Annotated in this window: 20 protein-coding genes and 1 tRNA gene; 1 reads left to right on the top strand and 20 read right to left on the bottom strand. The window is 40.5% G+C overall.

Translation table 11 applies throughout. From position 1 onward, the window contains the following. Nucleotides 1-46 precede the first annotated feature (46 nt). The 9 genes from KVT11_RS00255 to queG all read right to left on the bottom strand — a co-directional run bounded on the left by KVT11_RS00255 (nt 47) and on the right by queG (nt 9,888). Nucleotides 47-406 carry a hypothetical protein gene (locus KVT11_RS00255; RefSeq protein WP_017360371.1) on the bottom strand — a complete coding sequence of 120 codons (360 nt, stop codon included), beginning with the start codon at nt 404-406 and terminating at the stop codon, nt 47-49. 13 nt (nt 407-419) lie between these two features. Then, the gene (locus KVT11_RS00250; protein WP_007497041.1) at nt 420-944 is read right to left on the bottom strand and encodes a flavodoxin family protein; all 525 of its coding nucleotides are present in this window, start codon (nt 942-944) and stop codon (nt 420-422) included. Between the two features lie 17 nt (nt 945-961). Next, complete coding sequence (locus KVT11_RS00245) at nt 962-2,581, bottom strand: DHA2 family efflux MFS transporter permease subunit (RefSeq protein WP_041507548.1); 1,620 nt, start codon at nt 2,579-2,581, stop codon at nt 962-964. 39 nt (nt 2,582-2,620) lie between these two features. After that, nucleotides 2,621-3,253, bottom strand: coding sequence for a biotin/lipoyl-containing protein (locus KVT11_RS00240; protein WP_007497037.1), 633 nt, complete (start codon nt 3,251-3,253; stop codon nt 2,621-2,623). Nucleotides 3,254-3,616: 363 nt separating this feature from the next. Then, on the bottom strand, nt 3,617-4,780 hold the full coding sequence (gene yhbH / locus KVT11_RS00235; RefSeq protein WP_007497035.1) for a sporulation protein YhbH: 1,164 nt from the start codon (nt 4,778-4,780) through the stop codon (nt 3,617-3,619). 140 nt (nt 4,781-4,920) lie between these two features. Further along, the gene (locus KVT11_RS00230) at nt 4,921-6,816 is read right to left on the bottom strand and encodes a PrkA family serine protein kinase (RefSeq protein ID WP_017360374.1); all 1,896 of its coding nucleotides are present in this window, start codon (nt 6,814-6,816) and stop codon (nt 4,921-4,923) included. A gap of 442 nt (nt 6,817-7,258) precedes the next feature. Next, on the bottom strand, nt 7,259-7,732 hold the full coding sequence (gene trmL / locus KVT11_RS00225; RefSeq protein WP_003211950.1) for a tRNA (uridine(34)/cytosine(34)/5-carboxymethylaminomethyluridine(34)-2'-O)-methyltransferase TrmL: 474 nt from the start codon (nt 7,730-7,732) through the stop codon (nt 7,259-7,261). Nucleotides 7,733-7,775: 43 nt separating this feature from the next. Beyond that, a complete protein-coding gene (locus KVT11_RS00220; protein WP_017366902.1) occupies nt 7,776-8,678 on the bottom strand; it encodes an amidase domain-containing protein in 903 nt (300 codons plus the stop codon). A gap of 61 nt (nt 8,679-8,739) precedes the next feature. After that, nucleotides 8,740-9,888, bottom strand: a complete 1,149-nt coding sequence (gene queG / locus KVT11_RS00215; RefSeq protein ID WP_026050065.1) for a tRNA epoxyqueuosine(34) reductase QueG — start codon at nt 9,886-9,888, stop codon at nt 8,740-8,742. Nucleotides 9,889-9,971: 83 nt separating this feature from the next. Here queG and KVT11_RS00210 point away from each other — a divergent pair, with 83 nt between their 5' ends. Then, nucleotides 9,972-10,568 (top strand): hypothetical protein, encoded by a 597-nt coding sequence (locus tag KVT11_RS00210; RefSeq protein WP_116306631.1) that lies wholly within the window; start codon nt 9,972-9,974, stop codon nt 10,566-10,568. 96 nt (nt 10,569-10,664) lie between these two features. Here KVT11_RS00210 and KVT11_RS00205 read toward each other — a convergent pair. The 11 genes from KVT11_RS00205 to KVT11_RS00155 form a co-directional block, all read right to left on the bottom strand. Continuing rightward, nucleotides 10,665-10,738 (bottom strand) — tRNA-Gly (locus KVT11_RS00205). Nucleotides 10,739-10,865: 127 nt separating this feature from the next. Further along, a complete protein-coding gene (locus KVT11_RS00200) occupies nt 10,866-11,546 on the bottom strand; it encodes a hypothetical protein (RefSeq protein ID WP_008349087.1) in 681 nt (226 codons plus the stop codon). A gap of 79 nt (nt 11,547-11,625) precedes the next feature. Beyond that, a complete protein-coding gene (locus KVT11_RS00195) occupies nt 11,626-11,907 on the bottom strand; it encodes a hypothetical protein (protein ID WP_008349089.1) in 282 nt (93 codons plus the stop codon). Beyond that, entirely contained in the window at nt 11,904-12,809 is a 906-nt protein-coding gene (locus tag KVT11_RS00190) for a PqqD family protein (protein WP_008349091.1), read from the bottom strand. The genes KVT11_RS00195 and KVT11_RS00190 overlap by 4 nt, the downstream gene beginning before the upstream one ends. Continuing rightward, nucleotides 12,793-14,259 (bottom strand): hypothetical protein, encoded by a 1,467-nt coding sequence (locus tag KVT11_RS00185; protein ID WP_116306629.1) that lies wholly within the window; start codon nt 14,257-14,259, stop codon nt 12,793-12,795. The genes KVT11_RS00190 and KVT11_RS00185 overlap by 17 nt, the downstream gene beginning before the upstream one ends. Then, a complete protein-coding gene (locus KVT11_RS00180; protein WP_008349096.1) occupies nt 14,237-14,983 on the bottom strand; it encodes an ABC transporter ATP-binding protein in 747 nt (248 codons plus the stop codon). Before KVT11_RS00180 ends, KVT11_RS00185 begins: the two co-directional genes overlap by 23 nt. Before the next feature lie 115 nt (nt 14,984-15,098). Next, entirely contained in the window at nt 15,099-15,311 is a 213-nt protein-coding gene (locus KVT11_RS00175) for a hypothetical protein (RefSeq protein WP_003211695.1), read from the bottom strand. Between the two features lie 17 nt (nt 15,312-15,328). Then, entirely contained in the window at nt 15,329-15,550 is a 222-nt protein-coding gene (locus tag KVT11_RS00170) for a hypothetical protein (RefSeq protein WP_148780306.1), read from the bottom strand. 304 nt (nt 15,551-15,854) lie between these two features. Continuing rightward, a complete protein-coding gene (gene ssuD / locus KVT11_RS00165) occupies nt 15,855-16,997 on the bottom strand; it encodes an FMNH2-dependent alkanesulfonate monooxygenase (RefSeq protein WP_035392606.1) in 1,143 nt (380 codons plus the stop codon). 14 nt (nt 16,998-17,011) lie between these two features. After that, nucleotides 17,012-17,800, bottom strand: a complete 789-nt coding sequence (locus KVT11_RS00160) for an ABC transporter permease (protein WP_246877079.1) — start codon at nt 17,798-17,800, stop codon at nt 17,012-17,014. Between the two features lie 44 nt (nt 17,801-17,844). Further along, nucleotides 17,845-18,834 carry an aliphatic sulfonate ABC transporter substrate-binding protein gene (locus KVT11_RS00155; RefSeq protein ID WP_035392610.1) on the bottom strand — a complete coding sequence of 330 codons (990 nt, stop codon included), beginning with the start codon at nt 18,832-18,834 and terminating at the stop codon, nt 17,845-17,847. Nucleotides 18,835-18,837: the final 3 nt, after the last annotated feature.

Raw genomic sequence — 18,837 nt, 5'->3', positions numbered from 1 at the left:
TTTTTTTGTGCAATAAAAAAAGAGAACCTGACGAGAGGTTCTCTTTTTATTTGTCCTTCTGCTTTAGTTTCTGTAAAGCAGAACGATACATATCATCATTCATTTTCGTCTCTGGTTCTTCTTCTTTGACAGGTGGTTCTGGCTGCTTAAACTTTTGAAGCGCCTGTCTATAGAAATCATCACCTGACGGAGCATCATCTGTCTGAGAAGGCTCTGACGCTTTTTCTTCCACTTCAGGCTCTACAGGTCTCGCCGCAACTTCTGGCTCGCTATGCGGCACGTCAGGATGATTCGAAACATCTTCTTTGATCTCTTCCTTCTCGGCCGAAGCGTGTCTGACATTGAACGCTACTAATCCGATAATGACTAGAACAGCAGCTACTAACGCTACAATAATCGTCGCCAAAAGAACCCTCTCCTTATCGCTTAAATGACGCAGTGACTGATGCTACACGTCTTCCTAATGCTTTCCCCAGCTCAATGCCTTCTGAAGAAATCACTTCATCAGAATCAATCGGGCACGTCACACCTGCTCCATAATAAGAGCCATATAACGCATTTTCTGGAACATTTCCAGGAAGGCCGACCACAAGCATCCCTTGATGGAACATTGGCGTAATCAAATTATGCATCGTCATTTCTAATCCGCCGTGTGTTGTTGCAGTGGTACAGAAAACGGCACCGACTTTATCGATGAGTTTTCCTTCTGCCCATAAATACCCAAGACGGTCAATCCATGTCTTTAATCCAGAACTAATGGTACCAAAGTGACCAGGGCAGCCCCAAATGATTGCATCCATTTGATCAAGCTTGCGGATATCCGCATCTTTCACATGATCAATGAACACTTCAGCTTGCTCTGTTTCACCTGCGCCAGCTGCAATCGCTTCTGCAAGTGCTTTTGTATGGTCACCTTCACTATCGTATACGACATAAATTTTCATGTACGGTCCCTCCACACTTATCTTGCATCTTGGTTTGCTTCCTTAGGTGCTGGAAGCAATGTCATTTCTTGTTTCTTATCCTGCTTTTCTTTTCGCTTTTTATCCTTACGTACATCTCGCAGGAACAAGCTGAGAATCACACCAGCTGCACAGAATAATGTCACCCACATGTAAGCATCATTGATGCCCATCACATTGGAATCGACTTGTGCTTTCGTAAAGAGCTGGGTCGACACATATTTTTGAGCAGCTTCTGCTGTCATGCCCATATGGTGCATCACATTAGAGACAGCCGCCTGGAATGAATTCATAAAGAACGGGTCAGCCGTATTCGTTTGATCTGCCATATTGGAATAATGGAATGTCGTGCGATTTGTATAAATCGTCGTGATCAAACTCGTACCGATCGAACCACTGATTTGTCTCAGTGTGTTTGACATCGCTGTACCATGACTGTTTAAATGCTGCGGTAATTGGTTCATCCCAGCAGTCATGACTGGCATCATTAAGAGTGACATACCAAAGGCACGTACTGCATACATGAGCACAATGTGACTATAAGATGTATCAATCGTTAGCCTTGTAAACTCGTATGTGGTAACAACCGTAATCAGCATCCCCACAATGGCAAGTGGACGAGGTCCAAATTTATCAAACAAGATCCCTGAAATTGGGGACATAATCAGCATCGCAAGTGCCCCTGGAAGCATTAATAACCCCGATTGCAGTGCAGTAAACCCAACGAGGTTCTGCAAGTAGATCGGAAGTAAGAACATCCCAGTGTATAAGGCAACGGTAATAATAATGTTAATAACACTTGATAATGAGAAAATGCTGTATTTAAACACGCGGAAATCAAGCATCGGATTATCCGCTTTTAGCTGTTGGAAAATAAAGAGAATGATCGCAATCGCACCAATGATAATCGTAGATAAAACGATTGGATCTGTCCAACCATCACTTCCCGCTTCACTCACTCCGTATAGAAGCGAAGCAAAACCAACGATCGACAGAATCGCACCAAGAGTGTCCAGCTTGATTTTTTTAGGCTCTACAATATTTTTAAACATAAAGAAAGCCGCGATAATGACAATCGCACCGATTGGTACAAGTCCATAAAACATAATACGCCATGAATAGTGTTCAATAATATAACCAGATAACGTTGGTCCGACAGCTGGCGCAAACATCATCGCAAGACCAAAAATCCCCATTCCTTTCCCTCTGTTTTCTGGAGGGAAAATAAAAAGGATTGTTGTCATGACGAGCGGCTGTAAGATACCGCCACCGACTGCCTGAATCAAACGACCAATCAGCATCGTAGAAAAGTTTGGCGCAATACCGCAAATAAAGGTCCCTAGTGTAAATGAAATCATCGCCACGAGGAATAAGCTGCGCTGGCCAAAACGCGTGATTAAAAACGCAGATAACGGAATGAGCACACCGTTGACAAGCATGTAGCCTGTTGTAAGCCACTGAATTGTCGTCGCACTCACATTAAATTCAGTCATTAAATGGGGCATGGCTACGTTCAAAAGCGTTTGGTTTAAAATCGCTACGAACAAACCGGCCATTAAAATGATCAGTAAAGACAAGGAGCCTGCTCCCTGTTTTGTCGCTGCAGGTTGATTTGCCATCTCAGACAACCTCCTTTCATTTTTTGATATCAGTCATCATTAAGATGAAATTTTGACAGAAGCATTCATACCTGGAAGTACTTTGTCAGATGGATTTTTAATTGAAATTTTCACTGCTACTTTTTGTGTCACTTTCGTGTAGTTACCACTTGAGTTTGTTGCTGGCAGCATATTGAATGTTGAGTTTGTTGCATAACCAATTTGTTCAACTGTTCCTTCAAATGTTGTATCAGGATCGCCGTCTACAACGATGTCCACTTTGTCGCCTTTTTCAATGTTCTTAATGTCTGTTTCTTTAATATTCGCTGTAATGTAAAGCTTGCTTAGGTCAATCGTTTCACCAAGAACTGTCCCAGGCTGCACTTGTTGGTTGTTTTGTACTTCTTTTTTGACTAATGTGCCATCAGCCACTGCTTTAATGTTTGTTTTTGCTTCTCCTTCAACTTTTGCAACTGTGCTGTCTTTTTGCACTTCGTCACCTTCATTGATGTCCCAGCCTTTGATTTGTCCAGCTGCTGGCGCTGTAATTTGGTACATGTCACCTGTCACTTTTGCTTCATCTGTTTTTACGAAGTTTGTGCTTTCGTAGTAGTAATAAGCACCTCCGGCAATAATGGCAAGAATCACAATAAGGCCAATAATATTCGTTAGCAATAAACGCCCTCTGTTCATGTTTTGTTTCTCCTTTCATGTATAAAAATATAGTGTCATCTGCTTTAGCAAACTTAGAATGCCCATCATCTGACAGATTATGAAACAAGCTCATAGAGCTGCCTGTTTCCACTTTTTCTACTCTGCTGAAAATGGTGTGCAGCCCATTTATACTTATTGTTCACTTATGAGCAAAAAGCAGAAAAAGAAGAAAAGACGATCGGCATCTTTTTTTGAAAAACTTATATTTAACAAGATTAAATATTAATAAATGAAAATTGAAATGTCAAAGAGAAAGTTTTACTTTTTTTCTGGTGATCCCTTCCTTCTCCACACAAAAAACCTTTCAGCCCTTATGCTGAAAGGTTTTTTTGAATGTTCTCTTTAAGAAAGAACTTCTTCCTGCTGAAAAAATTTTTTTAATGCGAGAAAAACGTCTGATTTTTGCTTCAAAATATAATGCTTAAATTTCTCATCCTGAATATGTTTATATGCTGACATTAACGTAGAATGCCGATTATATTGATTCACTTCACCATAACAAAATAAATTGGCTTTTTTCATAATTTCAGAAACGAGCTTCACGCACCGTGCATTATCAGAGGTCAAATTGTCACCATCAGAAAAATGGAAAGGATAAATATTATATCGTGACGGAGGATATCGTTCGTCTATGAGCTCTAGTGCCTTTCGATAGACAGAAGAACAAATGGTTCCCCCGCTCTCTCCCCGAGAAAAGAAGTGCTCCTCATCTACGACCTTCGCCTCTGTATGGTGGGCAATGAATTCGATCTCGACTGTCTCATACTTTGTCCGCAAGAAACGTGTCATCCAAAAGAAAAAGCTTCTCGCCATATATTTTTCCCAAAGCCCCATACTTCCGCTCGTATCCATCATCGCTAGGACAACCGCTTTCGATTCTGGTTTGGTGACTTCATTCCACGTCTTATACTTAATATCCTCTGGATAAATGGGATAAAAGGAAGGGCTTCCTGTCATGGCATTTCGTTTAAATGCTGACAGCATTGTTCGTTTTTTATGGATATTACCGGTTAACCCCGTTTTGCGAATATCATTAAACTCAATTTCCTCGACAACAATATCATCAAGTTCTTTTTGTTTAAGATTTGGTAGCTCCAGCTCACGAAACAGCGCTTCCTCTAAATCCATTAATGAGACTTCTGCTTCGTAATAATCATCACCGGCTTGATCTCCAGCACCTTGCCCTTTTCCCTGCCCTTGCTTACTGTCAGATCCATCCCGAGCGACCACATCGCCAACTTGGCTGTCTCCATCCCCTTGACCTACATGCTTATTCTTATCATAGTTGTACCGAATTTTATATTCATCTAAAGAACGGATCGGAATTTTGACCACATCTTTGCCATTAGACATAATGATGCTTTCCTCTGTGACAAGATCCGGCAAATTGTTTTTAATCGCCTCTTTGACTTTTTTCTGATGACGCTGCTGGTCATCAAAGCCTTTTCGATGGAGGGACCAGTCTTCCTGAGACACAATAAACTGACTTTTTTCTTGCCGGGACATCCATCCCCCTCCTCACCTTTTTGGACAATTCTTGTACCCATCGATTCCATTATCGTATGCTGGTCGTCGTCGAAATGACGACGATTTTTAAAAAAGACATTACCGGTGCTGGTTTGCGCCAATAATGCCTCCTTCATTTATTAACGATTCAGAAGACTGCCTACATATTTTAAGAGTTCATTTGCACTTGTAGAATTATAGCCATGCTCATCAATCAATCGCGCCACTACTTCATTGACCTTTTTCAACTGCTGCTCATCCGGCGTTTTCGTCGATGTCGTAATTTTCACGACATCTTTCAAATCGGCAAAGAGCTTCTTCTGAATGGCTTCTCGTAATCTCTCGTGAGAATTATAATCAAAGCGTTTGCCCTTTCTCGCATAAGCTGAAATCCGAATAAGGATTTCTTCTCTGAATGCCTTTTTGGCGTTTTCAGAAATGCCGATCTGTTCCTCAATTGAACGCATGAGCTTTTCGTCAGGATTCATTTCTTCACCTGTTAACGGATCACGCAGTTTGTTTTTATTGCAGTACGCCTCAACATTATCTAAGTAATTATCCATGAGAGTTTTCGCAGACTCCTCATAGGAATACACAAATGCCTTTTGAACTTCCTTCTTCGCCATATCGTCATACTCTTTTCGTGCGACAGAAATAAAATTCAAATAACGTTCCCGATCTTCACTTGAGATCGATGGATGCTGATCCAGTCCTTCTTTTAAGGAACGGAGGACATCCAGTGCATTGATGGATTCCATGTTCTTTCGAATAATGGTGGATGAAATGCGGTTAATGACATATCTCGGGTCAATTCCGCTCATTCCTTCGTCATGAAATTCCTTTTTCATCTCATCAATATCAACAGATTGGAAACCTTCGACACTTTCCCCATCATACAGTCGCATTTTTTTCACCAAATCGATATCAGACCGCTTCGGCTCTTTCAGCCTTGTCAAAATAGAGAACATCGCAGCTACCTTTAGCGTATGCGGTGCAATATGAACATCTGAGACATCACTTTCTGAAATCATCTTATGATAAATACGTTCTTCCTCTGTCACCTTTAAATTATAAGGGATCGGCATCACAATAATTCTTGAGTGTAAAGCCTCGTTCTTTTTATTCGAAATAAATGACCGGTACTCCGTTTCATTCGTATGTGCAACAATCAATTCATCCGCACTAATCAACGCAAAACGCCCTGCCTTAAAATTTCCCTCCTGCGTTAATGAAAGAAGATGCCATAGAAATTTCTCATCACACTTCAACATCTCCTGAAATTCCATCATTCCACGGTTCGCTTTATTGAGCTCTCCATCAAACCGGTACGCACGCGGATCTGACTCTGAACCAAATTCAGCAATCGTTGAAAAATCAATACTTCCTGTTAAGTCGGCAATGTCCTGAGATTTCGGATCAGACGGGCTGAAGGTACCAATGCCGGTCCGTTTGTCCTCTGAGAAAAAAATTCGTTCCACTCTCACATCCTCAATGCGGCCGCCATATTCCTCTTCGAGCCTCATCAAGTTCAAAGGTGATAAATTCCCCTGCACACGTATGCCGTATTCTCTATAGAAATCCTCCCGCAGATTTTGCGGAATAAGATGAAGCGGATCTTCATGCATTGGGCAGCCTTTAATCGCATAGACTGCGCCATGATCTGTTAGTGAATACTCTTCCAGCCCTCTTTTCAGCCTTGTGACAAGCGTCGATTTCCCGCCGCTGACTGGACCCATTAACAATAAAATACGCTTTCTGACATCTAAACGTTTAGCCGCAGGGTGAAAATACTCTTCCACTAGCCTTTCCAATGATTCCTCTAATCCAAAAAGCTCCTGATCAAAAAATTTGTAGGTTCTGACCCCATTCTCCTCTTCAATCCCGCTGTCCTTAATCATATGATAAACGCGAGAATGAGCAGATTGAGCGACAAGTGGATTTTCTTTAATAATATCTAGATATTCGCTGAATGTACCTTCCCATTTCAGTCGCTGCTCTTCTTCTCTGTGCTGTTCAATTTTCTTTAAAATATCCATATGAACCTCCTCTTTCAAGATTGAAGCTAGAAATCAGATACTGTTTTACAATCTATGCGGAGGCGTCCTATTACATGCTTTCGTTCTTCAAAATGACGAATTGGCAAACTGAATTGACAACCATCCGCAAGACCCTTCATAATAAAGGAAAAACAGGAGAAAAATGATCTTCATCTCCTGCTTTTCAAGGCGAACTTCGCAACATATGAAACCGGCAGCAAAGGAACAAAGGGATAAGGGGGAGCTTATATGAGAACGGTCATTATGATGGGCGTCATCATTACGTTTTTAGTATCCATTTTCACAGCTGGCTACGAAGGCAAGCCTGGCAAATGAAAAAAAGGATGTTCCATCAGCGGAACATCCTTTTTCATTTCGTTCATATTTTCAGCACTTACATATTCACTGAAAGCGAGATGGGATCTCGGCTTTTATCATGTTCTTATATCAAATCTCGGTATTGTTGCTGGCGAAGCGCCTCATACACAAGAATCGCTGCCGTATTTGATAGATTCAGTGAACGAACATGCTCTGTCATTGGTAAACGTAGACAGCGATCCATATTCCGTTCAATCAAATCTTTTGGCAATCCACTTGTCTCTCTGCCAAATACGAAGAAGTAGTCTTCATCTAGTTGCGAGTAATCGAACGTTGTATGCGGCTTTTGCCCAAACTTAGTGATATAGAAAAATTGCCCCTTCGGATGAGCCTCAAACAATTCATCTAATGAATCATGATAGACGACATTGGCATATTTCCAATAATCGAGTCCTGCACGCTTCAGCATTTTATCATCTGTCGAAAAACCAAGCGGACGAATCAGATGAAGTGTTGTATTTGTTGCTGCACATGTTCGCGCAATATTTCCAGTATTAGCTGGAATTTCTGGTTGATATAAAACGACATGAAGTCCCAAAAAAGTTCACCTCTAATTTTCTTTTCCGCTCAACATTATACCATTAACTACCCTTTGGAGCATCGTCCAAAATGTGAAAAAACGTATAACGAATACTAGGTGTATAAGCCGTTGAATCTTCATACGACCAGTAACGCATACGGCTGTCATACGTTTGTGCATTCACTAGAGGCATTCCGCCTTTATCATGATCAACGACAATGGTTGTATGATTATACCTACCGTCACCCTCAAAATCGTAGCAAATCACATCACCTATTTGAAGCTCTTGCGGCTCCTTGAGCTTCTTCGCTCTCAACCCCGCTTTGGAATTCGCTAAATAATTTTTCATCGAATGTGCCACCGTCCAGCTGTAGCTCCATGTATGTGGACGAACCCACCAGCCAGATCCACGGTTCGGATATCCTCTCGTTGGCGCATTCCCTGCTTTTAGACATTGTGAAATAAAATTCGTACAGTTATCTTCGAAATTTTTATAGGCTGGATTTCGTTTATTCCAATACGTTTCAGCATATTGAACAGCTGCACGCCGGTCATAGTGAAAAGCTCTTCCAAATTGGTCTTCATTTTGGAAGCGCTCATCCACCTGATCTTCCTTTTGTCGTTCTTCTAACATCATCCGATCTTTCACAAGCATGTCGTTATAAAGAAACGCTTCTCTTTTCTCAACCTGTTCCTCTAAATAAAAAGAATCGTCTATATCCTTACAGACATAAGTGAGGTGCGCGAGATATTGTACTTGCTGAGCTCCATCATCTTGAATAGCTGAATCGAGAAGTTTTGCTTTTGCTTTCGCCTTGACAATCTCAACTTGTCTTCTTGCAAACAGCTCTTTCTTTCGCTCCACAGCGTCCACATCAGACATCAGCTGCGGCTGTTTGATCGTACTGCCATTTAATAAATATGCCAGTCTGTCTTCTAACGTTTGTTCTAATAATTGTTTCACACAGACACCACCAAACTTTTTTTAACATCTCTGTTTGGTTCATTCTATGTTCAATGGGAGGTTATTTAGTATTTAAAGGTGTTTGTAACAATTCAATCCCTTTGATGATCTCTTGTTTTGCTTCTTCATCACTTTCCCGCTCAAGGGCTTTTTCCAGTTCTGAAAGCTGCTGACCATCGCCAATTTTACCGATTGCCCAAGCAGCCGTGCCTCGAATGACCGGTCTTGGATCTTTATGCATCAGGTCAACCAAATCCGGCAAAGCAGATGTATCTTTAAAGTGAGCAAGTGCCAAAATGGCATTCCGCTGAATAGGCTTTTTCCCTCGCCATGATCCAGAAACATGACCATACTTCTCTTTAAATTCACGATTGCTGATTGTCAGCAGTGGCTTTAAGAGCGGCTTTGCAATTTCAGGGTCCGGCTCCATTTCAGGATGTAGATGAAAGTCTTTCCCTTTATTAATTGGGCAGACCGTTTGGCACGTATCACATCCATACAACCGATTCCCTATTTTCGAGCGAAATTCGTCAGGTAAAAACCCTTTTGTCTGTGTTAAAAACGAAATACACCTTTGAGAATTGAGCTGGCCTGGATTCACAAGAGCACCCGTTGGGCATGAATCCACACATTTATTACAAGTTCCGCACTGGTCTTCTATTTTCTCATCCGGTTCAAATGGAACATTTGTGATCATCTCAGCCAAATAGACATAAGATCCGAACTCTGGTGTGATAATCATACAGTTCTTTGCACTAAAGCCAATGCCAGCACGTTCGGCTACAGCACGGTCAGACAATTCACCTGTGTCCACCATTGATTTTGTCCGTATATCTTCGTGTTTACTGCGCAAAAATTCTTCAAGCATGTCGAGCTTTTTTTTCAGCACAACATGATAATCAGTTCCCCATGAAGCCCTGCAAAAAATCCCTCTTCTTGCATCCTTTGTACTTCGGGGAGCATCTTTCATTTTAGAAGGATATGCGAGCGCAATGGCGACAATTGATTTTGCTTTTGGAAGCAGCAAAGCAGGATTTGTTCGTTTTTCGATATCAGGCTCTTCAAAACCGGACAAATACCCTAACGATTCATGTAAGATGAGGCGGTCCTTTAATGAATCAAATGTATCAGCACTTGCAAATCGAATTTTATCGACACCAATTTCGTTCGCATATTGAATTAACTCTTCTTTTAATTGTCCAACATGAATCACCTTGCAAACCTCCTTTCTTTGTTTCTTCAGTTGTTTTCAGTATAATACGAGTGTATCATGACCGATTGGAGTGAGTCACTGTGAAGATACAAATGGAAATCTCCCAACCTAAAAGCCCGTCTATCCATGTTGGACAGATTGAATATTCACATATTGAGATAGGAAAATCCCCTCAAATGTTAAAAGGCCGACTGCGCCTGTTTCAAGAATCTTTGTTTTTTGAATATGAAGATCAAACTTTGGAAGAAGTACCAGCGATCAAAGAATGGACGAACCTTCTAGAAGGTATCCCCTTTCTTCCGCTTCTTGCTGATATTCAAAAAGAACAATTTATTGACTCGACCAATTCCGTACAGGATTTGTCGATATTTTTTTCACTAAAATATTTCTTGCCTATCCTTACATTAGATGCCGATCAATTGAAAGGGCCTCTTTCATTATCCAAAAATGAAACTGGTCATATTGAATGGCAGGATGGCGCAGAGCTTAAAGGGTTATTTTCTCAAGCAAGTAAAGCTCAAATTTCTCAAGACACAAAAAGCATTCTTCAAATCATTCTCTTCCCACCATCTATTTCCCGGGAAAAGAGTGAGGCACTTATACAATCCTTGACGAAGATGTTTATACAAATACATGGTGGAGAAAGTGAATATGAACTCATTGAAAAAGCACTGTAGGTCACAGTGCTTTTCACATTATACTGACATAATAAAAAACGCAACACTTCGTTTATCTATGAAACGAAATACTGCGTTATAAACAAAATTATGTATTGGAGCGGGTGATGAGAATCGAACTCACGACATCAGCTTGGAAGGCTGAGGTTTTACCACTAAACTACACCCGCATCAATCTTTTAGAGACAACGTCATTGCGTTGACTTTTATTATGTTACAACTTTCTTAACAATTCGTCAAGAGAATATGAAGATTTTTCGTCAAAAAATTTCATATTCTCCATATATATTACGATAGTTATTTGTCTAGTTGCAAATACACCAAATAAGCCTGCTTTACATCTTTTAATTCCTCTTTCAGATTCTTTTCAGAACCTGTTAAACCAGAAAACTCATGGTTCATTCCAGTTGTGATGGTAGTAGAAATTAATTTTTTCTCTCCAGGAGACATGTGAAAAAGATCTGAAGCTGATATCGTTGTGTTTCCTCCCACGTCCTGTTTGAAATCCATGCTAGTCGAGAGTTTCGTTAGTTCGCTTTGCTCTTTATCTTTCCATAAGCTATACGTTACTTTTAACAGATCATCTTTTTCATCTTCTAGCTGATAGATAAAATTCACACTGTTATCGACGCCATTTTGATGAAGGTCAATGGTGATTTTTTTTGTATCTTCTTTTAATAATTGTCCATCTTTGTAATGCATACCGATCAAGGATACACTTTTATTACTGCCTTTTAGTCCTTTCACTGTCATCGCTTCAAACGGCTTATCTGATAATGCTTCCAAAAGACTTTTTTCATTTTTTGTTAGTTTCATAGGTTCGACAGTTACTTCATCGTGAGTTGCTGTTTCCTTATTTTTCTCTGTTGCAGGTTTTTCTGAGACCGTTTTCTCTGTCGTTGTTGTTTCTGCAGCCTTCTCGCCGCATCCTGCTAATAGAAAAACAGTAAATAAAAGAATGCTCCATTTCTTAATCATTGATATCCCCTTTTATACATTTATTTTTTATTATACTAAAATTTGGATTAATATACAAAAAAAGATTAGGAGAATTCTCCTAATCTTTCGCTTTTTTCTGTTTCATGGCTGATAGGAATGCCACAATGAGAAAACTGACAGCAAAAATGACAACCATATAAATAAAAAAGTTTGGTTTGATTTGGAACGTAAATGCTGACGAACCTTCCATCTCAAAAGCAAGACTGTTAAATAATAATTCATTATTTGTTTTTGATTGAAATAAGTGATAGAACAGAACACCAATGGTCAGCATCGGAAAACCTAAGAAACCTAGGAAACTACCAACAATTGCACCTTGTTTCATTGCCTGAACGTTCATGATCGTTGTCCTCCCATTCCACCAAGCAATAACTGCTTCATAATAGACTTACCATCCCCCATAAACGGAAGAAGGTAGAGCAATTGAATAAAATACGTGATTGAAAAAATGAAAAACCCTGTCGAAATTGGATTTTCTTTTAGAAATAAAACAGTCACAATGATTCCGGCTGCGCCAATGAGCCCCGGCAAAAGCGGACCAAGCAGTGTAATCCACACCTGTTTTTTCTGAAACGGATCTAAAACAGGCCTCACAAATTTCACAGACATCATATCGCTCGCAAAAAAGCCTTGAGGGCCATCCCGGCCGGCGAACTTCCGATGTGCATACCCATGCGCCGCCTCATGCAAGGCAGTTCCAGTAATTAATCCGAAATAAATAATCGTAAAATAAATCGCAATGGCTGCAATCGATGGATCAGGAATAAATAAAAAGGCGATTCCCGCCATGATCATAAAAAGCACCCAGAAAAAGATGATTTTGCGCGTCACCATCAGCAGAGCCGTACCCAATATGTGAAGAAATGAATGACCCGTGCAGTCAAACCGCTCTTTCATCTTTACTTGATACTGCTTAAAAAATTGACAGAAGGCTGTGACAGTCCGATATGGCGATTGATAATGAATCGACAGCAAGTGATGCTGATTCAGCCCCATCATCAATTGATAAAAATCACGGGCAATCACAGACTCATCGACCTGAAACAAATCGGCGAGCTCTGCCGTAATACTCGCCTCTGTCCTTTGACCATCCACTTTCGTTAACATATGATATGCACTTTCGTTAATCGGAAGCGAACTTCCGTACTGCGTATCAGTCAAATGTCTTTTTTGTAAAGTCACATATGGCGCAAGTGCCGGCACCCGCTCAATCTTTAGCTTATTGTTAAGAAGTTGAATCATGTGAATACCTCCATGAAAAACCTTTATATATGGCAAAGATGAGCAGACATTCAAATCCTGCCACAAGCAGCCACTGAAGCATTTGACTCGATTCCCCTAGCACATAGTTTCCAATAAATACAATCGGAATCATGATTAAAATAAGCGCTCCAAACGAGAAAATGCCTGTGTATGGATTATTTCGATCAAGGGGCAATAAAATACCCACCACATAAAAGAGAGCCGTTGCATTACACAAGACAGCAGCGCCAATCAACACGATCCATATCTGATCCGGGAGCGTCAGTGTTGTGATCATAAATAAAACAATTTGGATCACACCAACGAGCAAAAGCCCGAGGAACTTATAAAGTGCCACTTCCCACGGCCTTAGACCAAACGTTTTATACATCCCAAGCATACGTTTGTCATTGCCGAATGAATTAAAAGCTGTTAACCCAGCTAGCGCACATAAGACAAAATAAGCTTCTCCTTCAAAGCGGAAGGCAAACTGATAACGGACAAATAAAATGACAATAAGGAGAATGAGAAAGTTTAAAATATTTTCTTCATTTCTCACTTGTGACTTTATTTCCTTTACAATGAGTGACCACTTTTTCGAAGATGAAAATGGCAGTTTGTGCAGAAAGGTTAACGCTTTTTTCTCAGCCATAATTGGCATTAAAGCAAGAGAAATAAATGCGCCTCCCGCAGATAATAGGATGAAGAGGATCAACATCGCATAATTCACCCCGTCAGGAGACATCCCTTGTGCCGCTAAGAAAAACGGTGCTGTAAAATACATCAAATGATAATCAAACTGTACATATGATTGCTGTATTTGATTGATGTCGAAATGTGTCATTCCATACGCTACAACTAGCGCTAATAAAACAAATATCGCTGCAAATTTTTGCAACGGTAATTTTAATTTTAGTACGAGTAAATAAGTCACGTTGTAAATGAGCTGAAGCAGTGTTAAGACAAAGAGCGATTGCAACAGCACCATCAAAAAGAACGTAAGAATAAAGAAAATACCGATCCCTTGTGCAATAAAATTAGGTAAAAGCAAGATCCCGATGAAAAATAAAACAAGCCCTGTCACGACTGTCACCATCGGAATGAAGTAACCAAGACTTTTTTGAAAGGTAGACAGCGGAAACCAGCTGAGCTGCATAGAAAAACGATCTTGTTCAGGTGTTCTGACTTTGATCAGCACAAATAACAAGCTTGTAAAAATGGATGCATTGATTGCCATCGACACAACCAACAACCCAAGTGAACGTTCATCTCCATTTAAGAAAGCCTTCATAAAGACACCCGTAAAACTGTATCCGATGATGGCTCCCATTGTGACTGCAAACAAAAAGAATAAGACCACAATGATTCGCTTCGTTTGAGTATCAAAGAGCTTATACATCTCCTGCTGCCACATTTTAAGCATCATTTTAGAAATGATTAATGATTTCATCAAAATGTGCACCCCTATCACTTAACATTGAAGCTTTCAGAAACACCTGTTCCAATGTGCTTGATTGATACTTTTCTTTTAAGGCTGAAACCGTCCCTTCATCCATTTTATTTCCTTTAGAAATAATGGCGATCTTGTGGCACAGCTCTTCCGCTGAAAGCATATCATGCGTTGAAAGCAAGATTGCACCATGGTGCTCGGCATAACGTTTCATTAGTTTCTTTGTGTTTATAACCGCTTCAATATCAAGTCCTCTAAAGGGCTCATCCATGATCACTAATTGACTCTCAAGCATAAAGGCAGCAATCAGCTGTGTCTTTTTTTTCATTCCATGGGAATAGGTTTCAATCGGTCTTGATAAAGCTGATTCCATATCAAACAATTCAATTAGTTGATTTCTTCTTTGAATTGTTTTACATTCATACATAGAAGAAACGAAATCTAAATATTCAGCACCAGTCAATGCTTCAGGGAGCAGCAGATCATCTGGAACATAGGCGACTTGTTTTTTAAAGGATGGATCATCATTTGTGACGTCCTTGATATGAATGGTTCCTTCTGTATGCTTAATGATGCCGAGTACACAGTTAATCATCGTTGTTTTACCGGATCCATTTGGTCCAGCCACAGCAACGATTTGATGAGGGGCAATTTTTAAATGAAAATCATTGACAGCAGTCACGTTATTTTTATACGTCTTGGTTAAATTCTCGATCGTAAACATATAACCTCCAAGTGTCTGCATATTCTTTAAAAACAGATCAGGCTAAACCGCCCGCCACAGACGGTTTAGCCCTGGTGTCTTATCTAAGAAGTAAAAAGATGAATCCTAAGTATAGCTACTTACATTCAATTTGGACTTTTAAGCCACTTTCCCACTGAACGGCTCCTGTAAAGCTACCCTTGCCGTTTGCTAAACACCAAACTGCTGCTCCTAGAACAACTGTTGCTCCCAATCCAAGAAGGACAGCAACAAATACTAAGAACCAAGCTTGGTCCATAATAGCAGGTTCCATAGTGGAATAGTCAACTTGCGGCGCTGCATAAGTCATACTTTTCACCTCCCAGCTTATGATGATCGTATCATAGGCGTCACACTCCAAACATCAACAGAAGATCCCATTTTTGACCGAACATATTTTCGTGTAAAATGTGACTTTTTATTCAATTGTTCATGTTCAACTGTATAAATTCTCCCTTTTTTACTATTTTTCACCACAACATAAGAACCAACAAACCCATATATTGGCAATAAACCCATCTTTTTTCTGCCTTTTTTCAAATAGTTCATTTTCTTCATCTCTTCTATTTAATCTTTCATTTTTTTGAGATAGAAAGAATTCCCCCGATATATCAGATATAAAAGTCCTAATTATATGTCGTTAACACATCAAATACGACATATTAACTGATAATTCCGACAAAAGAGTGAGCATATTTTCCTTCTTCTCTTGTCTCTTAAAATATGTATATACAAGAAATCCTGTTGGGAAAAAAGCCCTTGCCTTCTTCCACAGCACATATCATTTTACTTGCATCTCTTTCTATAAAAAAAGCAAAGCAGCCCGACACAAGTATGACTGCTTTGCTTTCATTTATGAGGAACTTGCAGCAGAGGCTGTATCAGGAAAGTAATTGTTCCCAATAATTTCACCAGCAGGAACGTGTGGTCCTGCATCACCATTTCTTTTAAATGGGAGAAGCGGGAAAACAAGTTCTGCTAAATAATAAGATTCTTCTAAATGCGGATAACCAGAAAAGATAAATGTATCAATACCTAGAGACTGATATTCTATTATACGTTCTGCTACTGTATGCGGGTCCCCGACGAGCGCTGTTCCTGCCCCGCCTCTAACTAAGCCAATGCCTGCCCAAAGATTAGGGCTAATTTCAAGCTTCTCTTTATTCCCTTGATGTAATTCAACCATTCGTTTTTGCCCTACTGAGTCCATCCCTTGTAAAGTCTTTTGCGCCTCATCAATAGTCTCTTGATCTAAATGACGAATCAGATGTTCCGCTGCCTGCCAAGCTTCATCTTCCGTTTCTCTCACGATCACATGAAGTCGAATACCAAACCTCACCGTTCTTCCTTCCTTTTCAGCCTGCTTTTTCACTTGTGCGATTTTCTCTTTTACTTGTGCAGGCGGCTCGCCCCAAGTTAAATAAACATCTGTATGTTTTGCAGCGGCTTGAATGCCTGCTTCTGATGATCCTCCAAAAAAAACGGGTGGATGTGGTGTTTGAGCTGGTGGAAATAGCAGACGTCCATTTTGTGCTTGCAGATGCTTCCCTTGAAACTGAACATTCTCTCCTTTCAATAACCGCTTCCAGATGGTCAAAAATTCTTCTGTTGCCTCATAGCGTTCATCATGAGAAATGAATAGCCCGTCTCCTTCAAGTTCTTCTTTACTTCCTCCCGCTACAACATTGATCAGCAGTCTCCCGCCTGAAAGCCGATCAAATGTGGAGGTCATTCTAGCAGCAACAGACGGCTGCATCAACCCTGGCCGAAGAGCCACAAGAAACTTTAAATGAGTTGTTTCTGCAGCTAAAGCGGTCGCTGTCAGCCATGGATCTTCACAAGATCTACCAGTAGGCAGCAAGACCCCTGTGTACCCAAGCTGATCGGCAGCTTGAGCAATTTGTTTAAAATACGGATAGTCTGCCTGTCTTGCCCCTTTCGATGATCCTAAATAACGCCCATCCCCATGCGTTGGAATAAACCATAGAATATTCATCATATCGCCTCCTGTTATTTTTCACCTTGATAACTTGTGCGCCATTTGAGCAGTCGCTTTTCTAACAGCCGTACAAATGAATCAGTCATCTTACCAACTACCGCAAAGATGATAATCCCTACAAACACTTTATCCGTTTGCGAGAATTGTCTTGCATCCATAATCATGTAGCCAACTCCACTACTCGACCCCATCAATTCAGCCACCACTAAACCAAGCCAGGCAATGCCTAATGAAAGCCTCACGCCCAGAAGAATATGAGGAAGGGCAGCAGGTAAAATGAGCTTTGTGATATTTTGATACAGATTAAACTCTAAAGCGCGAGCCACATCGAACAGCTTGTTATCTACACTGCGAATTCCTAGAAAGGTATTGATATAGATTGGAAAAAAAGCCCCAAGTGCAATCAATAAAATTTTCGCTGATTCATCAAAACCAAACCAAAGAATAAATAAAGGAGTCACCGCTAAATGAGGAACTGTTCTCAGCATTTGCAAGGTCGGATCTACATACTGCTCGGTTTTCCTAGAAAAACCGACACACAGACCCATCGCAAGTCCTAAACCTCCCCCAAGTAAAAACCCGCATATTGCTCTGTAGAGACTGATGTAAAGATGGTCAAACAGCTCACCGGAACGAATCAACTCACGAAAAGATTCCGCAATGACAGTGGGTGCAGGTAGTACAGTAGAAGAAACGATTTGGGAAGCAGCAGCTCCCTGCCAAATTGCAATGAGTAAAGCAGGTAATACAAGTCCTTTTAATATGATGAAGGATGAAGCATTTCTCCTTTTTTTCTTCATTCGCTCGGTTTTAGTCACAAGGGCTGGGTTAGATGCAGCTTTCATCAACTCTTCTCCTCTTTCAGCATTTTTTCAATAAACGAATTATCTACCACCTGATTGACATCAATCTTCCGCTGTATCGCCTTTGTTTGATATTGAAAATCAGCTGTATGCTGCTGGGCGTTTATGATTTTCTTAGAAATGGGCTCATTGAGCGGCTCTGTATTGTTTAATACTTGTGTCACCACCTTCTGATCTAATTGTTTCAAACGAGCATAAAGTGTAATGGCTTCCTGTTGATGATCTTTCTGCCATTTCACCGCTTTGTCATATACTTTTAAAAATTGCACCACTAGTTCAGGGTACTCATCGGCAAACTTGGTTCTGACAAGTGTGAATCCAGGTGAATATAAATCGGTCGCTTCTCCATTAACCAGTAGCTTTGCTCCCTTTTCTATCGTTTCAAGTGATAAGAACGGCTCCCAGATCGACCAAGCATCAACTGACCCATTTTCAAACGCAGATATTGCCTCATCCGGCTGAAGCTGAATGATCTGGACATCCTTTGCAGATAAACCTGCCTGATCTAATACTTTGTATAAAAAGTCAAAACCACTGCTTCCTTTGGCAACGGCGATTTTTTTCCCTTTTAAATCTTCTACTTTTTGAATCTCACTGTTCTTATTCACTAAAATCCCATTCGCCTTTAACCCATCCTGAGATAAACCAATTTCCTTAAAATCAATACCTGCTGCCTGACCAGCTATAACAGGTGAATTACCAACCTGTGAAAAATCTAATTGATTGGCGGCGAGCCCTTCGAATTGGGGAGGACCACTTTGGAACTCCACCCACTTGACTTTCATACCTTCTTTTTCAAATGATTGCTCAAACCACCCTTTTTCCTTTGCTAAAAGAAGTGGGCTTAGACTTTGCTGAATCCCAATCCGAACCTCTTTCGGCTTGTCTTCTGATCCATTCGCTGCTTGACCACACCCAGCTAATACAAGGAGGATACCCAGAAAGAGAACGATCCTTTTTTGCCTTTTCATTCG

It is taken from the genome of Bacillus sp. GbtcB10 (assembly GCF_019091365.1).
Taxonomy (GTDB): Bacteria; Bacillota; Bacilli; order Bacillales; family Bacillaceae; genus Bacillus; species Bacillus altitudinis.
This window is presented reverse-complemented; position numbering and strand designations above follow the sequence as displayed.